The organism is Streptomyces sp. Act143, assembly GCF_003143935.1.
Classification (GTDB): domain Bacteria; phylum Actinomycetota; class Actinomycetes; order Streptomycetales; family Streptomycetaceae; genus Streptomyces.
The window spans coordinates 3705537-3726650 of record NZ_QFRX01000001.1; the positions used below are offsets into that span (position 1 = coordinate 3705537).

Below are 21114 nucleotides of genomic sequence, written 5' to 3' on the forward strand. Positions count from 1 at the left end.
TACGCGGTGACGTTGGCCGCCCCACAGCCCATTAGCACTACTCCTCCGCAAACCAGATCCTTGATCACCCCGAAGAGGATCACTCTCTTCTAAGCGCTGGGTCGAGCACGCCGTGGGCCGGACGCGGCCTACGCTCTACATCGGATGACGCTTGGCGGTGGATAGCCTCTCCAACACCCGGGACGTACAGGCGAGGATCTCCGGCTCAGCGCGCCGAATAAACGTCCCGATCAGGCTGTTCGGCCCGTACCGTCCCGTGATCTCGTCGACTCGGTCGATCGGATTGGTGGGCACGCCGTCCGGTGTGGTGTTCATGTCGCAGTAGCAGAGTGCGTCGTCCAGGCGCCCGCCCTCACGGGGAAACTCCCCCTCCAACTCCTCGCGCAGGCCGCGCGCTTCGGCCTCCATCCAGGCGCAGGAGTGATGAGCCACCAGGTTCTTCACGACCCGTTGGTCCGCCCGCGCCACGTCGCGGAGGTAGCGCGCACCATCCAGCGGGTGAAAGCCGGTCTTGGCCGAGTCCGGGGCATAGCCGATGTCGTGCAGCACCGCCGCCGCTTCCAGCAGGTCCGCGTCCTCGCCGAGGATGAGCGCGATGGTGCGCGCCCTCTCAGCGACTCCGATGCAGTGGTTCCAGCGCCGCGGCAGCGGCTCTGCAAGCAGGGACTCAGCCAGCGGGTACGCCCACTCCGTCAAGGTCGACAAGGTAGGAACGCTCCTCTCGCGTCGGCACGGCACGGACCGTCCGCACTTTGCCTTGCCCCCACTCGCCAGCAGGCCAGCAGCTTCCAGCTTGTCGAGTGCCTGGTCACGGTGAGGCGGGAGACTCCAAACTCAGAAGCCGTCCACAGAAGCAGCTCACCTTGCTGCGTCCGCATAGCCGGGGTCCCGGAAGTCGCGGGCAACAACCCCTTACCGGCTGAAGCTGGCCAGAAGGCGCTCATGTGCCCGGCGCAGACCTGTGGGAGCGTCAAGTCTCTATCGTCCAAGGGGGGACTATGACCGAGAAGCCGCGCCGCTACTACAGCAATGCCACCATCGCCGCGCTGACCACTCTCGCGCGTGGTGGGTGCTACTGGCCAGACTGCAACGTTCCCACCGTCCGCATGATCAACGGGGAACCGCGCCTGAATTTGGAGATCGCTCACATTCGAGCATTCGAAAAGGGCGGCAAACGCTTCGACCCGACTTGGTCAGTGGAGGAACGCAACAGCTTCTCCAACCTCATCCTCCTGTGCCATCCGCACCACAAGGAGATCGACGGCCGCGATGGTGCGCGGTACACAGTTGCGGTGCTGGACAGGTGGAAGAAAGCGCGCGAGGCGGCCGGCCTGAACGCCTTGGCTGGCCTCGGCGACCTCACAGAGCAACGACTGAACCAGATGATCGTCGACGCACAGACAGTTCTTGTCGACCGCATAGGCCCGGCCCTTGACGAGTTCGCCAAGACAGCCCCCGAACTTGCCGCGCTCCTCAAGGTGGCACTCAAGGAACTCGAAGACCCGCGCATCCATGGCTTCGGCCTGTCTGAAGATGGCATCCGAATGTTGAGCCAGTCCGCACGCAGCCTTGGACATCTACAGGACACTGCCCGGGTTGTCGCTGGAGCAGCACGCAGCCTGTCGCACCTGCCAGACAGTGCAAGCACACTCACGGACGCGGCAGACAGCTTGGCGAACCTACCCGACTACGCTCGCATGCTTCGCGATGCTGCGATCAAAGCCGAACAGGCTGCTGCAAGGATGACGGACCGATACTGACGGAGACATCGCGTCGGGACGGCCCGGTCGAAGAGATCAAAGACCGGTTTGCGACACACCTCCGACACACTCCGTACCACTCCCCCTCCGTGTGGGGCCCGACCGCAGGTCAGAAGGGGTGCGGAGGCATGATCAGAAACGCCCTCCGGAACCGTGTGCGCAGGTTCGAATCCTGCCGTGGGCACACAAAAAGGGCGGGACCCAGTCTTACTGGGTCCCGCCCATTGTCGTTGGGTCGTGGGGGCGCGATGTTCCTGCGAGGCAGCATCCCGGTCGGGCAGCCGGGGGCCTCCGTTGCGGCCGCGATTCCCCGGTGTCATGCCGCGACGGCAACCGAGCTGATCGCAGGGGGAGCTGGTGGCCGCGCCCGGCTAACGCGTAGTCGGCCTGGTGGCGTTGGCCGGGTGCCGGGGCGGCTGTGGAGGGTGGGCGGGTGGCGGTGTGTGCTGCAGTGAGCTTGCACACAGATCATCCTTGATGGTTGCCGCAACTCTGGCGTGGGGCCGGGTGGTTGATGGCGGATCAATTTTCGATGCCGTTTGCGGAGTGTAAGAAACCGGGCATGTTCTTCTTTCAACAATGGCCTTTCCGGCTTTCGTCCCGTTCACTCGGGACCGTCCCCCGCAAGGCAGTTCGGACTACGGGAAGCATGTACGGGTATGTCCAATTCGTCCGAGAATTCTGAAGTCCCGATCAATCCACACACCGTCAGCGTCGCCGAGGTGATCCCGGGTGACCTGGTCGCGCTGTCGGCCGAGGACGTGGAACGGCAGCGCTGGTACGTCGTCACCCACACGCTGCCCGAGTCGCCGGAGACCATCCGGATGTCGCTGCGGCCGCCGCTCGGTGGGGTGGACCGTGACGAGGTGCTGGGGCGGGAGCGGACGGTCACCGTCGCCTGCCATCGGCTGGACGTGGCCGCCGTGCCCCGGCTGTCGTCGCCGCCGCTGGACGACGTCGAGTTCCGGGACGGCGACCGGGTGAGCTCGGTGCGGGCCGTCGATCCGCGGGCCGTCGAGGTGACGTACGTGCGGCGCTGGGGGGTCTGGCACCGGGATCTCGACACGTGTGCCGAGGAACCGGTGGCGGACGCGGACGTGCGGTGGTGGGCCCGCGGCGCCGACCGGGAGGGGTACGTCGTACGGCATCACCCTCGGCCCGCGCGGGAAGCCGCTGCCGGTGGGCCCCGGCGGGTGGTCGTCACCGGGCTCGGGGCCGTCACTCCGCTCGGGGTCGGGGTGGAGGCGTTGTGGCGGGGGCTGCTCGACGGGCGGCACGGGATACGGGAGTTGGAGGGGGACGAGTTCGAGGAACTGCCCGTGCGGGTGGCCGGGACCGTGCCCGTCGATCCCGGTGAGCTGCTGCCCCGGGCTGCCGCGCGGCGGATGAACCGGGCCGCCCAGTTCGCGGTGCTGGCCGCCCGGGAGGCCTGGGGCGACGCCGGGTTCACCGACGGCGGGACCCGGGAGAGCGGACTCGACCCCGAGCGGGTCGGGGTCAGTCTCGGGGCGATCCTCGGGGACGCGTCGATCCTCGTCGGCGGGGACCGGAAGCTGCGGGAGAAGGGGCCGCGGGCCGTCTCTCCGCTCACCACGCCGATGACCGTGCCCTCGCAGGCCGCCTCGCAGGTCTCCCTCGACCTGCACATCACCGGTGAGGCCCGGACGGTGACGAGTGCCTGCGCCTCCGGCACCGAGGCGATCGGGCAGGCGATCGACCGCATACGGTACGGCCGTGTCGACGTCGCCCTCGCGGGCGGCGCGGAAGCCGTCGTGACGCCCGCGATCATGGCGTCGTTCGCCTCGATGCGGGCGCTGTCCCAGGCGGGGCCGGAGGACGGGCGTTCACCCTCGCGGCCGTTCGCCAAGGACCGGGGCGGGTTCGTGAACGGGGAGGGCGCGGGGCTTCTCGTGCTGGAGGCCGAGGAGCACGCCCTCGCCCGGGGCGCCCGGATCTACTGCGAGGCCGCGGGGTGGGGGCTGTCCGCCGACGCGCATCACATGGCCGCGCCCGATCCGACCGGCAGCGGGGTCGCGCTCGCGCTGCGGCGGGCGGTGCGGGACGCGGGGGCGCACCTGGTGGACGTCGTCCACGTGAACGCCCATGCCACGGCGACCGTGGAGGGGGATCTGGCCGAGGCGGTGGCGCTGCGGGCGGTCCTGGGGAACCGGAACCTGTCCGTGCCCGTGACCGCGCTGAAGGGGCACCTCGGGCATCTGCAGGGGGCCGCGGGCGGGGTGGAGGCCGTGGCCGCCGTGCTGACGTTGCATCACGGGGTGGTGCCGCCGACCGTGGGGGGCGCGGAGATGGACGACGCCGTGGAGCTGGATGTGGTGACGGGGGCTCCGCGGGAGCTGCCGGCGGACGGGGATCTGGCGCTCAGCAACTCGTTCGGGTTCGGCGGGCACAACGCGGTGCTGGCGTTGCGGCGGCGGCTGGGCTGAGAGGTAGTACCGGATGCCGAGAGGGCGGCAGATGGTGGAGGGCTGTGGCAGGTGACGGAGGGGCGTGGCAGGTGACGGAGGGGCGTGGCAGGTGACGGAGGGGCGTGGCAGGTGGTGAAGGGGTAGCGGGCCGCGCGGGAGCCGGGTCCCGGGTGCCGGGTCCCGGGTGCCGGGTCCCGGGTCAGGCCGAGCGTTTGCGGGTGGTCGTCTTCTTCGCCGGGGTCTTCTTCGTCGTCGAGGTCGCCGTCGACGACGCCGTCTTCTTCGTGGCCGTCTTCTTCGCCGCTGTCTTCTTCGCCGCCGTGGACTTCTTCGTCGATGCCGATGCCGATGCCGATGTCGATGCCGTCTTCTTCGCCGCCGTCCTCGAGGTCGACTTCCTGCCGGTGGCCGGCTTCGGGGTCGTGCGGGACGGCTTGCGTTGCGGGAGTTGTCTGACCTCGGCCGGCTCCTCGCCCCGCGACTCCTTCGCCTCGCGCACGCTCTTCTCCAGCGCCGCCATGAGGTCGAGGACCTTGCCGCCGCGCGCCGGTTCCGGGGTCTCCGGCGGGGTCTCGCCGGCCGCCTTCGCGGCGACGACCTCCTCCAGGGCCTCGCGGTACTCGTCGTGCAGGTCCTCCAGGTCGATCTCGCCCAGGGTGTCCATGAGGGCGTCGGCGAGGTCGAGTTCCTTGTCGTTGACGGTGACCTTCGTGTCCGGGGCGACGCCCTGCGGGGCCCGCACCTCGTCCGGCCACAGCAGGCCGTGCATCGCGATCGCGTCGTCGACCACCCGCAGCATGCCGAGCCGTTCCCGCCCGCGCAGCGCGAACTTGGCGATCGCCACCTTGTTGCTGCGCTTCAGCGCCTCCCGCAGGAGGGTGTACGGCTTCGCCGCGGGGGCGCCGCCGGCCGCGAGGTAGTACGCGGCGTCCATCTGGAGCGGGTCGATCCGGTCGGCCGGCACGAAGGCCACGATCTCGATCGTCTTGGCCGTCGGGAGCGGAAGGTGGGACAGGTCCTCGTCGGTGATGGGGACGATCGTGCCGTCCGAGTCCTCGTATCCCTTGCCGATCTCCGCCCCGCTGACCTCCTTCTCCTCCAGCTCGCAGACCTTGCGGTAGCGGATGCGGCCGCCGTCCTCCAGATGGATCTGGCGGAAGGAGATCGAGTGGCTCTCGGTGGCGTTGACCAGCTTGATCGGGATGCTGACCAGGCCGAACGAGATCGCGCCGTTCCATATGGATCGCACGGTCAGTACCCTTTCGACGCTTAGCGGGCGGTATCGGGTGGTTTGCGTGAGATTCTCATCGTATGACGCCTATCACGGAGGTGGCGGGGCGCCGGCTCGCGCTCAGCAACCTGGAGAAGGTGCTGTATCCCGCGACCGGGTTCACCAAGGGTGAGGTGCTGCACTACTACGCCACCACCGCCGACGCCCTGCTCCCCCACCTGCGCGACCGGCCGGTGTCCTTCCTGCGCTACCCGGACGGGCCCGGCGGGCAGGTGTTCTTCGCCAAGAACGTGCCGCCGGGTGCGCCCGACTGGGTCACCACCGCCGAGGTGCCGCGGTCGGAGGGGCCGGCGCGGATGGTCGTCGTCCAGGACCTGGCGTCGCTGATGTGGGCGGCGAACCTCGTCACCGAGTTCCACACCCCGCAGTGGGTCGTCGGGGCGCCGGAGCGGGCCGACCGGATCGTCTTCGATCTCGATCCGGGGCCGCCCGCCTCCGTCGTCGAGTGCTGCGAGGTCGCGCTGTGGCTGCGGGAGCGGCTCGCGGCGGACGGGATCACGGCGTACGCCAAGACGTCCGGGTCGAAGGGGCTGCATCTGCTGGCGGCGGTGGGGCCGACCCCCTCCGAACGGGTGACGGAGTACGCCAAGGGGCTCGCCGTCGCCGCCGAACGGGCGATGCCGAAGCTCGTCGTGCACCGGATGACGCGGAGCCTGCGTCCCGGGAAGGTGTTCGTCGACTGGAGCCAGAACGCGGCCCGGAAGACGACCGCGGCCCCCTACACCCTGCGCGCCCGCCCGGAGCCCGCCGTCTCCGCGCCGGTCACCTGGGAGGAGGTCGAGGAGTGCCGGTCGGCCCGTCACCTCACCTTTCTGGCAACGGACATGGCGCCTCGGATCCAGGACTACGGCGATCTGCTCGCGCCGCTCTTCGACGCCGGTGCCGCGGGGTCGCTGCCCTGACCCGGTTCGCGGTCGTCCTGGCTTCGCGCTCGGTGCCCAGGGGCACAGATGGTGATCAATGGGGGTATCTCTCATCGAATCACCGAAGGAGCAGCCACCGGCATGCGAGCACGACCACCCTCCGGCACCCGCGCCCACACCCTCCGCCGAGCCCTCCTCGTCGGACTCACCGCCTTCGCCCTCTCCGCCGCGCAGGCCCCGGCCACGGTGCCCGAGAAGGGTCCCGGCGCCGACGTCGTCACCGACTGGAACAGCACCGCCGTCGCCGTGATCGCCGATGACGCCAGGCGGCCGAGCGCCGAGCCGTTCCTCTGGTACGGCTTCGTCCATGCCGCCGTCTACAACGCGGTCGCCGGCATCGAGGGCCGGTACGCGGAGTACAAGTGGGACGTACGAGGCCCCCGGCACGCCTCCTCCGAGGCCGCCGCCGCCACGGCCGCGCGGCGGGTGCTGCTCACCTACTTCCCGGCGTCCAAGGTGCGCATCGAGAAGGCCTACGCCGCCTCCCTCGCGAAGATCCCCGACGGCAGGGCCGAGAAGGCGGGCGTCCGCTTCGGGGAGCGGGCCGCCGAGCGGCTGATCGAGCTGCGCGAGGAGGACGGGCGCGGGGAGAGGGTGACGTTCGCCCCGGAGCCCGGACCGGGTGTCTGGCGCCCGGCCCCGCCGGACCACGGCCCCGCCGTCAATGCCTGGCTGGGCAAGGTGCGGCCGATGCTCTCCGACGACCCGGAGCAGTTCATGCCGGGTCCGCCGCCCGCGCTGACCTCGCGGCGGTACGCCCGCGATCTCGCCGAGACGAAGGCGATGGGCGCGAAGAACAGCACCCGGCGCAGCGCGCGGCAGACCGAGACCGCGCTGTTCTTCTCGCACCCGCTGCCCCAGCAGCTCCAGGCCGGGTTCCGCGATCACGTCACCCGGCACCATCTCGACATCGTCGACGCCGCCCGGCTCTTCGCCGCGGTGAACACCGCGGCCGCCGACGCGACGATCACCACGTGGAACGCCAAGTTCACCTACGCCCTCTGGCGGCCGATCCACGCGGTCCGGCTCGCCGGCACCGACGGCAATCCGGCCACGGTGGCCGACCCGGACTGGGAGCCGCTGCTGCGCACGCCCCCGTATCCGGAGTACATCGGCGGGCACTGCGCCAATGACGGCGCCGTGATGGCCGTACTCGACCGGCTGACCGGCGGGGACATCGACCTGCGGCTGTCGTCGGCGCCGACCGGGACGACCCGGACGTACCGGAGGTCGGCCGATTTCCACCGGGACACGATCGACGCCCGGATCTGGAGCGGCATCCACTTCCGCACCGCCGACGAGGTCGGCACCCGGGTCGGCAGGGACATCGGCGACTGGGCGGTGGACCACTACTTCCGGCCGCTGCACCACCGTTGAGGCGGGCGCTGACGCCGTGCCGTACGGCGGGTCAGCCGGCGGACGTCCAGGTGGTGCGGTCGCGCGCCATCGCGTGCAGCGCCTCCACGTCCGCCGGTTTCAGCACTCCGCCGAGCCGGGCCAGGCCCGCCACCTCCGTGTCGTCGATGACCCGGACCTCGCGCAGCGGGGCGGTGATCCGTACGTCCGCCGGGCCGACGAGGGCGAGGACCGGGTGGACCTCGGCGGTCAGGGCGTAGGAGGCGCGGTCGGCGTCGGCGCGGACGCGGCGCAGCAGCGGGTCGGGGTCGTGGCGGCCCAGGGTGACCGTGGGGTCGGCGACCGTCACCCGCTGCTTGCGGGCGTACAGCGTGTGGATCGCGAACAGGCCGCCCGGGCCGATGGCCAGGTGGTGGACGCGGTCGCCGCCGGGCAGGGGCACCGAGTGCAGGGCGTGCCAGCCCGCCCCGTCGAGCTGGTCGAGGGCCTCGCCCACCGCCTGCTCGGCCAGCAGGGCCCTGCGGCGCGGGTCGGGGCGGAGCCGGTGCGGCGGGCCCGGGTCGCGGTCCAGGGCGATCTGGAGGGCCTCGCCGGGGCGGTTGGGCGCCAGGTCGTCGTCCGGGTGGAGGGTGAGCCGGGCCAGTTCCGCGGGCGTCGGGACGGGCGGCGGTCCCACCGCCACCGGGCCCGTCAGGAACGGGCCGAGGACCTCCAGCACGTCGTCCCGGCGCTCCTCGCTGAGCAGGTTCACCCGGGCCGCCTCCCTGTCGTACCAGGCGACGTTCCGTCCGTCCGTCAGGCACACGTAGAGCCGCTCCTGGCCGTGCCGCCAGGTCGGTATGACGCGCAGTCCGCTCATGCACCATCACCCCTTGACCATGGGAACAGGCGGGGTGCTCCAGGGGCAAGAAGGCGGTTACCTTTGGGGATGGTTGGGAGGGTGGTTGGGTGTGGGGAGTTGGGGAGGCGTTATTTGCGTACCCGCAGGAAGCAGCCCGACGTACCGGCCCCGGACCGTCCCTGGGATGAGATCGTGCCCGGACTGTGGATGGGCGGGCACGAGTTCAAGGGGCACTCGGGGCAACTGGAGTTCGCCGTCGTCAGGGACGAGTTCGATCTCGTCCAGACCCTGCTGAGACTGCCGGGGCACGGGCCCGACCCCGGCGTGGAGCATCATGTGTGGCCGATACCCGACGGGCCACTGGACGGCACCCAGCTCGCGGGGGTGATCCGGCTGGCACAGGCCGCGAGCGAAGCGATCGACGAGGGCCGCAGGGTCCTCGTCCGCTGTTATCACGGCTACAACCGCTCGGGGCTGGTCGTGGCGCACGCCCTGGTCCGGGCGGGGCACTCCGCCGAGGAGGCGATCCGGGTGATCCGGGCCCGCCGTTCGCCCTGGGCGCTGCACAACGACCTGTTCGTCGACTATCTGCGGGCGGGCCTGCCGACCGCGCGGCTGCTGGAGGAGCTGGCCGAATAGTTACCGTCCTGGACGGGTGCGCAAAAAGGACTTCCGTACGAATAAGGTGTACGGGCCGGCAGTCGTCCCCCGTCGCCCTGTCCGTACCGTCCGCGTCTTCCGTCCCGTCCGCCTCTGGAGCACAGTGCCACGCCCCGTCCGATCCGTCCTCGTCACCGCCCTGCTGCTGGCCACCGCCGCGGGCTGCGGTGACGCGGGCGGACTCCAGGGCGCGGGGCCCACCCCGACGGCGACGAGCCCGGCCAAGCTGTGGCCGCAGCTGACCCCGGCGTCCAGCCCCGCGTGGAACTACGACGACGGCGAGTCCGAGGTGGTGAAGGGCGTCACCGTGCCGGACGACGACGTCCGCAAGGTGGACCCGGTGGCCGTCGTGCGGGCGGAGATCCGCCGGCACCCGGACAGCTACTCCGGGTCCAAGGCCACCTACCGTGAGACGACCCGCCGGATGGCCTACTGCGGCAGGACCCCGGCGGACAGCCGTTGCCCGGTGCTCAAGGCGTACTACCGCGACCTGACCGGGGACGGGCACCCGGATCTGACGCTCGGCTTCCGGCTGCTGCCCGGCAACCAGACCGCCGTCCGGGTCTACACCGTGCAGGGCGGCCGGCTGGTCCAGGTCATGAACAACGACGACGCCGTGAGCGGGGTCGAGCTGGCCGGGCACTCGGTGATCATCCACGCCCCCTCCGACCTCGCGGACTACGAGTACCGCTTCCAGTGGACCTGGGACCCGGAGCAGCACGTCATGCTGCTCACCCATGACGAGATGCTGCACATCGGCAAGCGGCGGCCGGCCTCGCCCACGCCTGCTCCGTCGGTGAGCCCCTGATGAGGCTCGCGCTTCCCCGGTGGAGCGGCACGCTCGCCCTCAAGGCCGCCGCGTTCATCACCGTCATGTGCTGTGCGCTGGCCGCGCTGCTCGGCATCCTGGTGCATGTCTCGGTGACGAACCAGACCGTCGGCCAGGCCCGCGACCTGGCGCTGTCCCGGCTGGCGGACGCGACCGATGCCTACGAGGCCGGGGAGACCCTGCTGCCGGGCGCGGGCGTCGATCCGCCGGGGCTGCCCGCGTCGCTGCGGGCGCTGGCGGTGTCGGGCGACCGCGGCACGGTGGTCGCCGACCACGACGGGCGCCCCACGATGTGGGCGGCCGGGCCGGCCGACGGCGACCGGGCGCTCGCCGTCGTCGTCGACTACTCCCAGCAGGCCCGCACGATCAACGCCCTGGACCGGGCGATCCTGTGGTCCTCGGCGCTCGCCATCGGGGCGACGCTGCTGGTGGGCGCGTTCGCGGTGACCCGGGTGACCCGGCGGCTGCACGCCACCGCCCGGGTGGCGCGGCGGATCAGCGGCGGTGACCTGGACGCGCGCGTCGACGACCCCCGCACGAAGGACCCGTCACGGCCGCAGGACGAGGTGGCCGCGGTCGCCGCCGCGCTGGACTCCATGGCGGCCTCGTTGCAGAGCAAGCTACTGAGCGAGCAGCGGTTCACCGCGGACGTGGCGCACGAGCTGCGCACCCCGCTGACGGGGCTGCACGCGGCGGCGGAGCTGCTGCCGCCGGGGCGGCCGACGGAGCTGGTCCGGGACCGGGTGGCCGCGCTGCGGACGCTGACGGAGGACCTGCTGGAGATCTCGCGTCTCGACACCGGGCGGGAACGGCTGGATCTGGACGCGGTGCCGCTGGGGGCGCTGGCGGAGCGGGTGGTGCGGGCGTCGGGGACCGACACGGAGGTCAGGGTCGTGCGGAGTGTCGTCGTCGAGACGGATCGGCGGCGGCTGGAGCGGGTGCTGGGGAACCTGGTGGCCAACGCGCACCGGCACGGTGGACCGCCGGTGGTCCTGACGGTCGACGGGCCCGTGGTGAGCGTCCGGGATCACGGGGACGGGTATCCGGAGTACCTCGTCGAGCACGGGCCGCAGCGGTTCCGTACGGAGGGCGGCGCCAAGGGGCACGGGCTGGGGCTGACCATCGCGGTCGGGCAGGCGGAGGTGCTGGGGGCGGAGCTGAGTTTCCGCAACGCCGACGACGGAGGAGCCGTCGCTGTCCTCACCCTGCGCGGTTCCCCGCGGCCCTGAAGCGCGTTCTCCTATGGCCCAGTGTGAAAGGCGGCCCCCGGACACCCCTCCTAATGTGGCGATTAGTCACGTTCGACCCCTTCGTGGAGGTTCCCCCATGTCCCTGCGGTCACGTCTCTCCATATCCCTCGCCGCCGGCGCTCTGCTCGCCGCCGCTGCCGCCGTCCCCGCCGTCGCGAACGACGACTGGGAGGACCACCGCAGCGACTGGGGGCACCACCACCCGGAGAACCCGCGCCTGTACAAGGGCGTCGTCACCGCGAGCACGCTGAATCTGCGCAGCGCGCCGAACCGCGGGTCGCAGATCATCCGGACCGCGCACAAGGGCGAGATCGTCTCGATCTTCTGCAAGACGCCCGGCCAGACCGTCGGCAGCAACCCCCTCTGGTACCTCCTCACGGACGGCACCTGGGCCTGGGGCGCCGCGCGGTACATCGACAACATCGGGCCCGCGCCCCGCTGGTGCTGACCCCCGTGCCGGACGCCGCGCTGACACCACGGGCAAACAGGTAAGACATCACGCCCTATTTGGGTAGGTTCCGGACATGACCAAGGCCGGAACCACCGTGGTTCGAGCGGATCCCCCCGCTCCCGCCGTCCGCCTCCCCCGGCGCCGGGGCATCGAACTCGCCCTCATCGTCGTCGCCGTACTGCTCTCCGTGTACGGCTACTGCGCGGTCGGCCTCGCCCGACACGGCACCGTCCCACCCGGCGCCGCCGGTTACGGCGCCGGGCTCGGTGTGCTCGCGCTGGTCGCACATCTCGCGGTGCGCTACCGGGCGCCGTACGCCGATCCGCTGCTCCTGCCGATCGGCGTGCTGCTCAACGGCCTCGGCCTGGTCCTCATCTACCGGCTCGACCTGGAGACCCCGGGCGACCGGGCCGCGCCCACCCAACTCGTGTGGTCCACGGTCGGCGTGGCGCTGTTCATCGTGACCGTGCTGTTCCTGCGGGACTACCGGGTGCTCGACCGCTACTCCTACGTCTGTGTCGCCGCGGCCCTCGCACTGCTCGTCCTGCCCATCGCCTTCCCGGCCGTGAACGGGGCCCGGATCTGGGTGCGCATCGCCGGATTCTCCATCCAGCCGGGCGAGTTCGCGAAGGTGCTCCTCGCGGTGTTCTTCGCCGCCTATCTCGCCGCCAACCGCCACACGCTCGCCTGTGCCGGACGCCGGATCTGGTGGCTCCAGCTGCCCACCGGGCGGGTGCTCGGGCCGGTCGTCGCGATCTGGCTGCTGAGTGTGGTGGTGCTGGTCCTGGAACGGGACCTCGGTACGTCGTTGCTGTTCTTCGGGCTGTTCGTGGTGCTGCTGTACGTCGCCACCGGGCGGACCGGATGGATCGCGGTGGGGCTGCTGCTGGCCTCGCTGGGCGCGGTCGCCGTGGGCTGGCTGGAACCGCATGTGCACAGCAGGGTGCAGGACTGGCTGCATCCGTTCGCCACCATCGAGGCCGGTCAGGGCCCCAATCAGCTCTCGCAGTCGCTGTTCGCGTTCGCCGCGGGCGGCACGATGGGCACCGGGCTCGGACTCGGGCACTCGATCCTCATCGGCTTCGCCGCCAAGTCGGACTTCATCCTGGCGACGGCCGGGGAGGAGCTGGGACTGGCCGGCCTGTCGGCGATCTTCCTGCTGTACGCGCTGCTGGTGGAGCGCGGCTACCGGGCGGGGCTGAGCCTGCGCGACCCCTTCGGGCGGCTGCTCGCGATCGGGCTGGCGTCGATCGTGGCGTTGCAGGTGTTCGTCATCGCGGGCGGGGTGACCGGGCTGATCCCGCTGACCGGCATGGCGATGCCGTTCCTGGCCCAGGGCGGGTCGTCGGTGGTGACCAACTGGGCGATCGTGGCCCTGCTGATCCGGGTGAGCGACTCCGCCCGCAGCCAGTACGACGGGGAGGTCGCCGCATGACGCGCCACCTCCGGATGACCCGCTACATCCGGCACGCGGCCGGCTTCTGCGCCCTGCTGCTGGTGGCGCTCCTCGTCAACGCCACCCGCATCCAGGTCTTCCAGGCCCGGTCCTACGACGACAACCCGGCCAACCGCCGTACCGCCATCGCCCGTTACGGCCAGCCGCGCGGCGACATCCTGGTCGGCGACGACCGGGTCACCGGCTCGAAGGACACCGACGGGCGGCTGCGCTACGAACGGACCTACCCGAAGGGGCCGTTGTACGCGCCGGTGACCGGCTTCGCCTCGCAGGTCTACGGCACGACCTTCCTGGAGCACACCGAGGACGGCATCCTCTCCGGCACCGACCCGATGCTGTCGGCGTTCCCGCTGTGGAACGGCCTGACACGGCGCCAGAACCCGGGCGGCAACGTCGTCACCACCATCGACGAGGCCGCCCAGCGGGCCGCCTACGAGGGGCTGGCCGGGCGCAGGGGCGCGGTGGCGGCGGTGGAGCCGTCGAGCGGGCGGATTCTCGCGCTGGTGTCGAGTCCGTCGTACGACCCGCAGGCGCTGTCGGGCAACGACGCGGCGGTGGAGCGGTCCTGGGCGCGGCTGAACGCGGACCCGGACAAGCCGATGCTCAACCGGGCGGTGCGGCAGACCTATCCGCCGGGGTCGACCTTCAAGGTCGTCACCCTGGCCGCCGCGCTGGACGCCGGTGTGGTGACGGACGTCGACAAGGCGACCGACTCCCCCGACCCGTACACCCTGCCGGGCACGACGACCTCGCTGACCAACGAGGCCACGGGGTGCGTGGACGCGCCGGTCAGGTCGGCGTTCATGTGGTCCTGCAACACGGTGTTCGCGCGGCTCGGCGTGCGGGTGGGGGTGGCCGACATGGCGGCCACGGCGGCGCGGTTCGGCTTCAACGACACCGGGCTCGGGATTCCGTACTCCGTCGCGGAGTCCACCTTCGACGTGTCCGTCGACAAGGCGCAGCTCGCTCTGTCGTCGATCGGGCAGTACAACACGCGGGCCACGCCGCTGCAGATGGCGATGGTGTCGGCGGCCGTCGCCAACGGCGGGCAGATCCGGTCGCCGTACCTGGTGGAGCGGACGACCCGGTCGGGCGGGGCGACGGTGGGCACGGCGGGCGCGCGGCCGGTGCGGCAGGCGATGCACCCGGCCACCGCCGTGCGGCTCAAGGAGCTGATGGAGGAGGTGGTGACCGAGGGCACCGGCACCAACGCCGCGATCCCCGGTGCGACCGTCGGCGGCAAGACCGGCACCGCCCAGCACGGCGTCGACAACTCCGGCACCCCCTACGCCTGGTTCATCTCCTGGGCACAGGGCGAGCGCGATCTGGAGCCGAAGGTCGCGGTCGCGGTGGTGGTGGAGGACGCGGAGGCGGACCGGGGGGAGATCAGCGGCGGCGGGGACGCGGCGCCGATCGCGCGGGCCGTGATGGAGGCGGTGCTCAAGCATTGAGACGGGGGTACCACCGGCCGGGGGGCCGACCTACCGTTCGGTACATGACTTCAGCCGCCGCCGCGTACGAACTCGCCCAGGTCAACATCTCCCGCCTCAAGTTTCCGCTGGACTCAACGGAGTTGAAGGACTTCGTCGACAACCTCGATCCCGTCAACGCCTCCGCGGAGGCCGCCGACGGCTACGTCTGGCGGTTGCAGTCGGAGGGCGGCGACGCGACCGACATCAAGGTCTTCGGCGACGACTGGCTGATCATCAACCTGACGGTGTGGCGGGACAGCAACGCGCTGACGGCCTTCATGTACCAGGGACAGCACCGCGAGATGCTCACGCGACGGCGCGAGTGGTTCGAGAAGGTGGAGGAGGCGATGACAGCGCTGTGGTGGGTGCCGGCCGGCCATCGCCCCACGGTCGCCGAGGCAGAGTCCCGCCTGCTGCATCTGCGGGCCAACGGGCCGACACCGTACGCCTTCACCCTGCGGACGTCGTTCCCGGCGCAGGGCGCGCAGCCGGTGTCGTTCGCGGTGCCGGAGGATCTGGGCTGCGGGGTCTAGGGGGTCGCGCCGGGCACTGCTTCGCGCCGCCGCCACTGCTGCGGGACCCCGGTCACGCCGGTACGGGCGGCCAGCGCGGCGGCCGCATCGCCGCCCCGTTGCCGAGGCTGTCCCTAGGGCCCAGGGACAGGCCCTGGCCACCGAAGAGCTCCCGGGCGGGATCGGCGTCGTAGCCGAGGGCGAAGGCCCGGGCCGGCTCCGTCTGCCGGATCTCGTCGAGCACCCGGCACACGCCGAACGCGTCCCCGAGGGCGAGCCCTTCGAGGCCGCGGCGGGCGGTGGTACGGGTCATGGAGTCCCCCGGTCGATGGCTTCCCGCACTTCGGCGACCCGGTCATGCTCCTCCGCCGCGAAGCGCTCCGCATCCAGTTTCTCGGCGATCTCCTCGTCCTGCGCCATCAGCAGGTCGAGGTTCGAGTCGCCCATCTCGAAGACGCCCATGTCGACGTAGGCCTGCTGGAGTCGTTTGCCCCACAGGCCGATGTCCTTGACGCACGGGACGATGCGGGAGAACAGCAACTGGCGGAACAGGGCGAGGAATTCGGACTGCTCGCTGTACTCCTCGGCCTCGGCGGTGGGGATGCCGAAGTTCTCCAGGACCTCGACGCCCCGCAGGCGGTCGCGCATCAGCCGGCAGCCCTCGATGACGAATTCCTCGCGGTCACGGAGTTCGGCGTCGGTGAGCTGCTTGTAGTAGTCGCGCAGGGCCATGCGCCCGAAGGCCACGTGCCGCGCCTCGTCCTGCATGACGTACGCGAGGATCTGCTTCGGCAGCGGCTTGTCGGTGGTGTCGCGGATCATGCCGAAGGCGGCGAGGGCGAGGCCCTCGATGAGGACCTGCATACCGAGGTAGGGCATGTCCCAGCGGCTGTCGCGGAGGGTGTCGCCGAGCAGCGACTGGAGGTTGTCGTTGATCGGGTACAGCATCCCGATCTTCTCGTGCAGGAACCGCCCGTAGATCTCCGCGTGCCGGGCCTCGTCCATCACCTGGGTCGCCGAGTAGAACTTCGCGTCGAGGTCGGGGACGGACTCGACGATCCGCGCGGCGCAGACCATGGCGCCCTGCTCGCCGTGCAGGAACTGGCTGAACTGCCAGGAGGCGTAGTGCTTGCGCAGTTCGCCCTTGTCCTTGTCCGTCAGCTTCGCCCAGTGCTTGGTGCCGTACAGGGACATGGACTCGTCGGGGGTGCCGAGGGGGTCGTGCGGGTCGACCTCCAGCTCCCAGTCGATGCGTTTCTGCCCGTCCCACTGCTTGTCCTTGCCCTTCTGGTAGAGCGCGAGGAGACGGTCCCGGCCGTCGTCGTACTCCCAGGCGAAGCGTGCCGCGCCGGTCGCCGGCACCTGCCAGTGGGGGTCTCCCGGATCTGTGGCGTACAGGTCGAAAGTCGGCATGCTCCGCAGGCTGCCCCCTCGTAGACGCGGGGTCAACAAGTCGTGCGCAAGGGATTGACGAGCTTGCTGACGGGCAGTCTCATAACCTCATGACGACGCTGACGGACGCCGATGCGGTCGCGGGGCTCCGCGACGCGCTCGGCCTGCTCAAGGACCGGGAGCAAGTGGCCGAGCGGCTGCTCGACTCCTCCGCCAAGCACTCCTTCGACCCCGACAAGGAACTCGACTGGGACGCGCCCTTCGAGGAGGGCAAGTGGTTCTGGCCGCCCGAGCTGGTGTCGCTGTACGACACCCCGATGTGGCGGCGGATGAGCGAGGAGCAGCGCATCCTGCTCTCGCAGCACGAGGCGGCGGCGCTGGCCTCGCTCGGCATCTGGTTCGAGATCATCCTCATGCAGCTGCTCGTCCGGCACATCTACGACAAGGCGGCCACGAGCGCGCACGTCCGCTACGCGCTGACCGAGATCGAGGACGAGTGCCGTCACTCCAAGATGTTCGCGCGGCTGATCTCCCGCGGGGACACGCCCTGGTACCCGGTGAGCCGGGCCCACCACGCCCTGGGGCGGCTGTTCAAGACGATCTCGACGACCCCCGGGTCCTTCACGGCGACGCTGCTCGGTGAGGAGGTCCTCGACTGGATGCAGCGGCTGACGTTCCCGGACGAGCGGGTGCAGCCGCTGGTCCGCGGGGTGACCCGCATCCATGTCGTCGAGGAGGCCCGGCACGTGCGGTACGCGCGTGAGGAGCTGCGGCGGCAGATGGTGACCGCGCCCCGGTGGTCGCAGGAGTTCACCCGGGTGACGTCCGGGGAGTTCGCCCGGGTGTTCTCGGTGGCCTTCGTGAATCCCGAGGTCTACACGAACGTGGGGCTGGACCGGCGCGAGGCGCTGGCGCAGGTGAAGGCGAGCGGGCACCGCCGGGAGGTCATGCAGACCGGGGCGAAGCGGCTCACCGACTTCCTGGACGACATCGGGGTTCTCCGGGGAATGGGGCGGCGGCTGTGGAGGTCCTCGGGGCTGCTGGCTTGATCATCGGGCGCCGGCCCGGTGGGGGCTGCGCGACCAGCCACAACGGACCCGCGGAGGGCCGACTACCCTGCGAGGCATGACGCCATCCGCCCCCGCTTACCGTCGGCTCAGTGTCGAGGAACGCCGCAGCCAGCTCCTCGAAGCCGCGCTGTCCCTCTTCGCGCACCGCGTCCCCGAGGACGTCTCCCTCGACGACGTGGCCGAGGCGGCCGGGGTCTCCCGCCCCCTGGTCTACCGGTATTTCCCCGGTGGCAAGCAGCAGCTGTACGAGGCCGCCCTGCGGTCCGCCGCCGAAGAGCTCCAGCAGTGCTTCGACGAGCCCCACGAGGGCCCGCTGCTCACCCGTCTCTCCCGGGCGCTCGACCGCTACCTCGCCTTCGTCGACCAGCACGACGCCGGGTTCAGCGCGCTGCTCCAGGGCGGGAGCGTGGTGGAGACCAGCCGTACGACGGCCATCGTGGACGGTGTGCGCCGGGCCGCCGCCCAGCACATCCTCAGCCATCTCGGGGTCTCCGAGGCCGGCCCGCGGCTGCGGATGACCGTGCGGATGTGGATCACCGCGGTGGAGGCGGCCTCGCTGATCTGGCTGGACGACGACAAGGAACCGCCGGTCGAGGAGTTGCGGGACTGGCTGGTGGAACAGTTCGTCGCCGTGCTGTCGGTGACCGCGCGGCGCGACCCGCAGACCGCCGCGCTGGTGCAGGCCCTCGCGGCGGATGGCTGACACTGGTGCCGTGAAGAGCGAAGACACCCCCTTCGAGGGCGGTCCGATGGACGGCCGCGTCCTGCCGGTCCTCCTCGGCCCGACCGGGCACCCGCCCAAGCACTACCGCATCCCGGTCCCGGACCCGGACGGCGGTCCCCCCACCGTGCTGGTGTACCGCCGGGTGCCGCGCGGCCAGAGCAGGCTGGGGCTCCAGAAGGGCTGGAAGTACGAGTACGCCGCCGAAGGCGAGAAGGGGGACGGGAAGCCGTCGCGGTTGAAGTGGCCGTGGTCCAAGCCCGACGCCACGCCGGGCGGCAAGCGGGACGACACCGACGGGTGACGCCGTTGCGCCGAACCGCGCACACCCGGCGCGCGCGGGCGAGGCGTCCGTCCGATGCTCGCGGTGCGGAGCAGAGGGGCTGTTCCGTGCCGGAGGTGATGACGTGCCAGGAAGGCTTCTGCGTCTGGTGTGTACGGCGGCGGTGGCGGCCGGCACCGTCCTCGCGCCCTTGCCCGCGGCGGCCGTACCGGAGCCGCCGTCCGGTGAGCGGTCCGTCGCCGAGCTGCTGACGGACCTTCAGCGGCTCTACCAGGACGCCGAGGAGGCGACCGAGACGTACAACGCCACCGAGGAGAAGCTGAAGGAACAGCGGGCGGAGGTGCGCCGGCTCGACGGTGAGCTGGCCCGCGCCCGGCTCTCCCTCCACGACAGCCGCGGCGCCGCGGGCCGCCTCGCCCGGCAGCAGTACCAGAACAGCACCGACATCTCGCCGTACGTCCGCCTCCTGCTGGCCCGCGACCCGCAGCACGCGCTCGACCAGAGCCATGTGATCGGGCAGTTGGCGCGGGAGCGCGCCGAGACCGTCGGCCGGCTGACCGGGAGCGAGCGGAAGGCCGACGGGCTGGCCCGCAGGGCCCGCAAGGCACTCGACGGGCAGCTCACCCTCGCCGCACGGCAGAAGAAGGACCGCGACACCGTACAAAGGAAGCTGCACGACGTCGAGGAGCTCCTCGCCTCGCTCACCGAGGAACAGCTCGGCGCGGTAGCCGAGTTGGAGCGGACCGACGTGGCGGCGGCGCAGGAGGAGCTGGTCACGTCCGGCGCGCTGGGCAGCGCGGAGGGCGAGCCGACGCGGGCGGCCGACCGGGCCGTGCGGTACGCCGTGCAGCAGCTCGGGAAGCCGTACGAGTGGGGCGCCGAGGGGCCCGAGGCGTACGACTGCTCGGGGCTGACGTCCCAGGCCTGGGGGCACGCGGGCCGGCCCATCCCCCGCACCAGCCAGGAGCAGTGGGCGCAGCTGCCGCGGGTTGCGCTGCGCGAGCTGCGCCCCGGCGACCTGGTGATCTACTTCCCGAAGGCCACCCATGTCGCGATGTACCTGGGCGGCGGGCAGGTCGTCCAGGCCCCGAGGACGGGCGAGAAGGTCAAGGTCTCCCCGCTCGCCTCCCACCCGATTCTCGGGGCCGTGCGTCCCGACAGGGTTCAGGACAGGGACGCCAGGTAGGCCGCCGTCTTCTCCGGCTCGTAGAAGAAGTTCTCGAAGTCGGCGGGGTCGTTGAACGCGTTGGCGAAGCGGTCGGCGGCCGGCTGCAACTGGCCCGCCGCGCCGATCAGGTTGAGGATGTGCTCCGGCGGCGGGGCCAGCATCGCGTTCGTCCACTTGGTCACGTGCTGGGCGGTGTCCCAGTAGCGGTCGAACGTCGACTGCATCCACTCCTCGTCGAACTCCTTCTCGCCGCGCTCCAGGATCGACGCGAGATAGGCGGCCGCGCACTTGGAGGCGGAGTTGGAGCCCTGACCCGTGATCGGGTCGTTGGCGACGACGACGTCCGCGACGCCGAGGACCAGGCCGCCGCCGGGCAGCCGGCCGATCGGGTTGCGGACCGTCGGGGCGTAGCGGCCGGCCAGCGTGCCGCCCGCGTCGGTGAGTTCGACGTTCGTGGCGCGCGCGTACTCCCAGGGCGTGTACCGCTCCATGAGTTCCAGGGTCAGGGAGAGATGCTCCGCCGGGTCCTTGACGCCCTTGAAGACGTCGAGCGGGCCGCCGGGTATGCCCTCCCAGAACAGGATGTCCGCGCGGCCGGAGGTGGTGAGGGTCGGCATGACGAACAGCTCGCCGACGCCGGGGACCAGGTTGCAGCGGACCGCGTCGTGATCCGGGTGCTCGGGGCGGGGGCCCAGGCCATGGACGTACGCCACCGCCAGGGCGCGCTGCGGTTCGCTGTAGGGGGAGCGCTCCGGGTCCCGGGCGAACATCGAGACCAGTTCGCCCTTGCCCGCCGAGACCAGCACCAGGTCGTAGGTGCGGGAGAAGTAGTCGAGGTCGGAGACGGCCGCGCCGTGGATGACCAGCTGGCCGCCGCGCTGGGCGAAGGTCTCCATCCAGCCGGCCATCTTCACCCGCTGGTCGACCGACTGCGCGTACCCGTCGAGCCTGCCCACCCAGTCGATCGCACGGGCCGCCGGGCCCTCGGCCCAGGAGCCGGGGGCGGCGACCGAGACGCCGAGTCCTTCGATCTTCGGGGCCTGGGACTCCCAGAAGTTCAGCTGGAGATCACGCTCGTGCTGCAGTGCGGTGTGGAACATGCACTGCGTCGACATGACCCGGCCGGAGCGGATCTCGTCCGCGGTCCGGTTGGACATCAGGGTGACCTCGTACCCGTGCGACTGGAGTCCGAGGGCGAGCTGGAGACCGGACTGGCCGGCTCCTACGACGAGTATCTTCCGCATGCGGGTGGT

Annotated in this window: 21 protein-coding genes; 15 read left to right on the plus strand and 6 right to left on the minus strand. The window is 71.1% G+C overall.

Going from position 1 to position 21114, the window contains the following annotated elements; all coding sequences use genetic code 11:
* Positions 1 to 135: 135 nt before the first annotated feature.
* On the minus strand, positions 136 to 705 hold the full coding sequence (locus tag DI272_RS16420) for an HD domain-containing protein (protein ID WP_109496091.1): 570 nt from the start codon (positions 703 to 705) through the stop codon (positions 136 to 138).
* A gap of 293 nt (positions 706 to 998) precedes the next feature.
* On the opposite strand from DI272_RS16420, the gene DI272_RS16425 reads away from it, so the two are divergent.
* Positions 999 to 1760, plus strand: a complete 762-nt coding sequence (locus DI272_RS16425; RefSeq protein WP_109500870.1) for an HNH endonuclease signature motif containing protein — start codon at positions 999 to 1001, stop codon at positions 1758 to 1760.
* Positions 1761 to 2419: 659 nt separating this feature from the next.
* Positions 2420 to 4204, plus strand: a complete 1785-nt coding sequence (locus tag DI272_RS16430) for a beta-ketoacyl-ACP synthase II (RefSeq protein ID WP_109496092.1) — start codon at positions 2420 to 2422, stop codon at positions 4202 to 4204.
* A gap of 181 nt (positions 4205 to 4385) precedes the next feature.
* Here DI272_RS16430 and DI272_RS16435 read toward each other — a convergent pair whose 3' ends face one another.
* Entirely contained in the window at positions 4386 to 5435 is a 1050-nt protein-coding gene (locus DI272_RS16435; protein ID WP_109496093.1) for a Ku protein, read from the minus strand.
* A gap of 62 nt (positions 5436 to 5497) precedes the next feature.
* Between DI272_RS16435 and ligD the strand changes: the two genes are divergently transcribed.
* Both ligD and DI272_RS16445 read left to right on the plus strand, forming a co-directional pair.
* A complete protein-coding gene (gene ligD / locus DI272_RS16440) occupies positions 5498 to 6379 on the plus strand; it encodes a non-homologous end-joining DNA ligase (protein WP_109496094.1) in 882 nt (293 codons plus the stop codon).
* Positions 6380 to 6481: 102 nt separating this feature from the next.
* Complete coding sequence (locus DI272_RS16445; protein WP_109496095.1) at positions 6482 to 7777, plus strand: vanadium-dependent haloperoxidase; 1296 nt, start codon at positions 6482 to 6484, stop codon at positions 7775 to 7777.
* A gap of 31 nt (positions 7778 to 7808) precedes the next feature.
* On the opposite strand, the gene DI272_RS16450 is transcribed toward DI272_RS16445, so the two are convergent.
* Positions 7809 to 8615, minus strand: coding sequence for a nuclease-related domain-containing protein (locus tag DI272_RS16450; RefSeq protein ID WP_109496096.1), 807 nt, complete (start codon positions 8613 to 8615; stop codon positions 7809 to 7811).
* A gap of 114 nt (positions 8616 to 8729) precedes the next feature.
* Between DI272_RS16450 and DI272_RS16455 the strand changes: the two genes are divergently transcribed.
* From DI272_RS16455 to DI272_RS16485, 7 genes are all read left to right on the plus strand, one after another.
* A complete protein-coding gene (locus tag DI272_RS16455) occupies positions 8730 to 9236 on the plus strand; it encodes a dual specificity protein phosphatase family protein (RefSeq protein WP_109496097.1) in 507 nt (168 codons plus the stop codon).
* Between the two features lie 124 nt (positions 9237 to 9360).
* Positions 9361 to 10065 (plus strand): hypothetical protein, encoded by a 705-nt coding sequence (locus DI272_RS16460; RefSeq protein ID WP_109496098.1) that lies wholly within the window; start codon positions 9361 to 9363, stop codon positions 10063 to 10065.
* Positions 10065 to 11315 carry a HAMP domain-containing sensor histidine kinase gene (locus DI272_RS16465; protein ID WP_109496099.1) on the plus strand — a complete coding sequence of 417 codons (1251 nt, stop codon included), beginning with the start codon at positions 10065 to 10067 and terminating at the stop codon, positions 11313 to 11315. Before DI272_RS16460 ends, DI272_RS16465 begins: the two co-directional genes overlap by 1 nt.
* A gap of 97 nt (positions 11316 to 11412) precedes the next feature.
* Positions 11413 to 11784, plus strand: a complete 372-nt coding sequence (locus DI272_RS16470) for an SH3 domain-containing protein (protein ID WP_109496100.1) — start codon at positions 11413 to 11415, stop codon at positions 11782 to 11784.
* 76 nt (positions 11785 to 11860) lie between these two features.
* The gene (locus DI272_RS16475) at positions 11861 to 13222 is read left to right on the plus strand and encodes an FtsW/RodA/SpoVE family cell cycle protein (protein ID WP_181387208.1); all 1362 of its coding nucleotides are present in this window, start codon (positions 11861 to 11863) and stop codon (positions 13220 to 13222) included.
* A 14-nt stretch (positions 13223 to 13236) separates the two neighbouring features.
* Positions 13237 to 14694 carry a penicillin-binding transpeptidase domain-containing protein gene (locus DI272_RS16480; RefSeq protein WP_109500872.1) on the plus strand — a complete coding sequence of 486 codons (1458 nt, stop codon included), beginning with the start codon at positions 13237 to 13239 and terminating at the stop codon, positions 14692 to 14694.
* Between the two features lie 44 nt (positions 14695 to 14738).
* Complete coding sequence (locus DI272_RS16485; RefSeq protein WP_109496101.1) at positions 14739 to 15248, plus strand: DUF3291 domain-containing protein; 510 nt, start codon at positions 14739 to 14741, stop codon at positions 15246 to 15248.
* Positions 15249 to 15300: 52 nt separating this feature from the next.
* Here DI272_RS16485 and DI272_RS16490 read toward each other — a convergent pair whose 3' ends face one another.
* Together DI272_RS16490 and DI272_RS16495 are read right to left on the minus strand one after the other, a co-directional pair.
* Positions 15301 to 15540: a hypothetical protein gene (locus tag DI272_RS16490; protein ID WP_258314580.1), complete on the minus strand. Its 240-nt coding sequence runs from the start codon at positions 15538 to 15540 to the stop codon at positions 15301 to 15303.
* Positions 15537 to 16640, minus strand: coding sequence for a ferritin-like domain-containing protein (locus DI272_RS16495; RefSeq protein WP_109496102.1), 1104 nt, complete (start codon positions 16638 to 16640; stop codon positions 15537 to 15539). The genes DI272_RS16490 and DI272_RS16495 overlap by 4 nt, the downstream gene beginning before the upstream one ends.
* Positions 16641 to 16729: 89 nt before the next feature.
* Here DI272_RS16495 and DI272_RS16500 point away from each other — a divergent pair, with 89 nt between their 5' ends.
* The 4 genes from DI272_RS16500 (at position 16730) to DI272_RS16515 (ending at position 19879) form a co-directional block, all read left to right on the plus strand.
* Entirely contained in the window at positions 16730 to 17668 is a 939-nt protein-coding gene (locus DI272_RS16500; protein ID WP_109496103.1) for a diiron oxygenase, read from the plus strand.
* A gap of 76 nt (positions 17669 to 17744) precedes the next feature.
* Entirely contained in the window at positions 17745 to 18392 is a 648-nt protein-coding gene (locus tag DI272_RS16505) for a TetR/AcrR family transcriptional regulator (protein ID WP_109496104.1), read from the plus strand.
* Entirely contained in the window at positions 18385 to 18714 is a 330-nt protein-coding gene (locus DI272_RS16510; protein ID WP_181387209.1) for a hypothetical protein, read from the plus strand. Before DI272_RS16505 ends, DI272_RS16510 begins: the two co-directional genes overlap by 8 nt.
* A gap of 103 nt (positions 18715 to 18817) precedes the next feature.
* On the plus strand, positions 18818 to 19879 hold the full coding sequence (locus DI272_RS16515; protein WP_181387210.1) for an NlpC/P60 family protein: 1062 nt from the start codon (positions 18818 to 18820) through the stop codon (positions 19877 to 19879).
* On the opposite strand, the gene DI272_RS16520 is transcribed toward DI272_RS16515, so the two are convergent.
* The gene (locus tag DI272_RS16520; RefSeq protein WP_109496107.1) at positions 19858 to 21105 is read right to left on the minus strand and encodes a styrene monooxygenase/indole monooxygenase family protein; all 1248 of its coding nucleotides are present in this window, start codon (positions 21103 to 21105) and stop codon (positions 19858 to 19860) included. The genes DI272_RS16515 and DI272_RS16520 overlap by 22 nt on opposite strands.
* Between the last annotated feature and the right edge of the window lie 9 nt (positions 21106 to 21114).